Source organism: Tissierella sp. (assembly GCF_052089545.1).
GTDB lineage: Bacteria > Bacillota > Clostridia > Tissierellales > Tissierellaceae > Tissierella_A.
Map to the genome: position 1 here is coordinate 1 of NZ_JBQDAA010000251.1, position 2,956 is coordinate 2,956.

Sequence of the window (2,956 nt, forward strand, 5' to 3'; positions counted from 1 at the left end):
ATTCATCACGGGATTAAAATCCCGTGTTTTCTCCGGCAATTAATCAATAAATAAAAAAGCGGTCTCGTTAAATTAAACCGCTCTTCCCCATCTCTATGGGGATTACAAATACAAAATTATAATTAATAGGATCACCCTCACACACGTAAGGAATAATTCTTAGGCTATTCTACTCCTTTTTATAAATTAAACCTAAATTTCTCGAATATTTTACGCTATAACCATTAAACTCAGTTTCTTTATTTTTATCCAATACTAAAGCAAGCGAACCTTTTAACCAATTACTATCTTTCCATTGTGGAAAATGCTTTGTAGTTATCTTTTCTAATTCTTCAATTGAGCGATCTATGTTTATTGTTAAAGCATGTGGTAATCTGATCAATTGCTGAGCAATAATATTATCATAAACGTCCTCAATACTTTGACCATTTAATAAATTAAATCCTTTATCGTCTTGATATAGTAAAACAATTTCAATGCTTTCCTTAGTATCTCTTACAGCAGCTTCAGCTTTACTGTCTTTCAAATCAGTACCACTATCGTTGTCCAACCAGCCATGCAATGTTTCTTCATCATCTGGAGCTTCAATTTGGTAACCGTTAGCCTTATGTTTAGATTTCTTTTGATTAATTTCAAAAATCTGCTTAGATTCTCTGAGATTTTTAATTTCAGAATCAGTAATTTCAGAATATACTTTTTGAACTAAATCAGAAATATCGCTTGGAATATTAACCTTATCTTTTAAGAAATAATCTGTCTTAGTTAACAAATATTTTGCATAAATCGACTCATTAGCATCCCCATAGTTACCAAATTCATTAATGCCCATAATATATAACTGTGGTTTTTCCAACTTTTTAGGACGCTGAATTTGATGGCGATGTAACCGGCCGATTCTTTGCAAAATTAAATCCATTGGAGCAATATCAGTATACATAACGTCAAAATCAATGTCTAAAGATTGTTCTAAAACTTGTGTACCAATTACAATCATTTTATAAGGGCGCTTTTTATTTTTGCCAATTGCATCTTGTAATTTATTTTCTAATTTGCGACGATCAGTAGCTAAAAAAGCTGAATGTAATACCAAAATATTCACATCGCTAGGCATTTTACTTTCAGCTAAACGTGCTAATTCTTGTGCTCTTCTCACTGTATTAACAATGACACCTGCTACACCACCATCACTTATTTTTTGGTTAATAGTTTTTATCAATTCACTATCTTCGATATTTAATCGTGTTATTTCAATAGATGTATTTTTCAGTTCATCAGAAAAATCTGACACCTGTTTTAACGTTTTTCCATCTAAAATGCTCAATAAAGGATATGAATGGCATGTTTTCCAATCTTCGTTGGTAGTTTTAAATCGTTTATTTCCATATTTTCCTACACAATATGCTTGTAATAGACTATTTCTTTTTGCTACGGGTAAAGTAGCAGATAATGCAATTACTGGAACGTGATATGCTCCCAACCATTGAACTGCTTTTTCTAAATAGGAATCCATATAAATATCATACGCATGAACTTCATCAATTACTACGACTTTGCCACTCATTCCTAAATATCTTAAAGCTAAATGTTTTTGTTTTAGTCCCATTAAAAGTAATTGATCCACTGTGCCTATTACAAAACTGGATAAAATTGATTTTTTACCGTTAAACCACTCATTGACCACTACCGAACCACTATCATCTTCAATATTATCTGCATTTGGAATATTACGATACTCTTCATTAAATTGTGCTTTACCATGCATTAATTTGATTTGCAGCTTTTCTTTTTGATCAGTAGCAATTTCACTTAACCATTTATCTACCCGATTAAACATTGCATTAGCTGTAGCTTGAGTTGGTAAGCCAAAGAAAAGTCCATTCATACCGGTTTTAGCTGCCAACTGTTCTACAGCTGTTAGAGCAATTTCAGTCTTTCCAATTCCCATTGGGGCTTCAACAATTATAATACCAGGATCAAGAGATGCCCCGATTGTCTCTGACATTTTTTCTTGAATTTGTCTTGGAGTAATTTTCCAACGTTCTTTATATACCCTTTGTGGATTATTTATTACTTCTGGTTCCCATGGATCAAAAAGATCGGCCCAAACACTAATTCCTTGACGATATCTTTCATCAGTATTAATAGATGCGAAATCTTGATCTACAGAAATTAAAGGAAAAAGAGGAATACGTTGGTTATCTTTTACAAGATATTCACCAGAAGCTAACCAATCCGCCATAATAACAAGCCCCTCTAAAATAACTGCTTGTGGTTCAGTTACATCTGGAATATCTTCGAGATTATTAAAATGACATAATCCTAAGCCATAATTGATCAATTCATTTTGGACTTGTTTCCAATTAGCTCCCACAGATGTTTCACTCCCAGAGTCTGATTGATAATAATTTGAAGTCCAATTATTTAGCTGATCTTCATAATCAAAATATTCTTCTTGTGGTTTTCCATGGTGCCCTCCAATAATTGCACCTATACTTTCATTTAACCCGTTGTTTTCTAGAATAACTTCTCCAGCTAATGCATGAGGCGTCTTACTTGTATTAATTTTTGAATTATCTAGACCATCAAAGCCATTTTGCAATAATTTTTCTACTAAATTCTGATCTAAATCTTCATTATTGATATATGACTGTTTAATTTGAAAAGCAGGTGTTGCCTTTCCAATATCATGTATATATCCCAAAAACTTCACTAAATTTTGAACTATATCTTCATCTTCAAAATTCCGTTGCAAAATATGTCTTTGACCATCATTGATCCAATGATTATATAGCCAATTGATCACATTTTTTGTATCAATTAAATGCGCAATTAATGGTAACCACAATTTTTCATTGTCATCATTAACATTTTTCTTACCCCATAAGGATAAAGTCTTATTAGATAATTGCATTTTCATTTCCTCATAATTTGTAAAATATTAGTTCATATATGAACT

General features: G+C 31.8%; 1 protein-coding gene. It reads right to left on the reverse strand.

Annotation, left to right across the window (positions count from 1 at the left end; translation table 11 throughout):
• Positions 1-169 precede the first annotated feature (169 nt).
• Positions 170-2,911: a CRISPR-associated helicase/endonuclease Cas3 gene (locus tag ACTHW2_RS12465; protein ID WP_097550884.1), complete on the reverse strand. Its 2,742-nt coding sequence runs from the start codon at positions 2,909-2,911 to the stop codon at positions 170-172.
• Positions 2,912-2,956 lie beyond the last annotated feature (45 nt).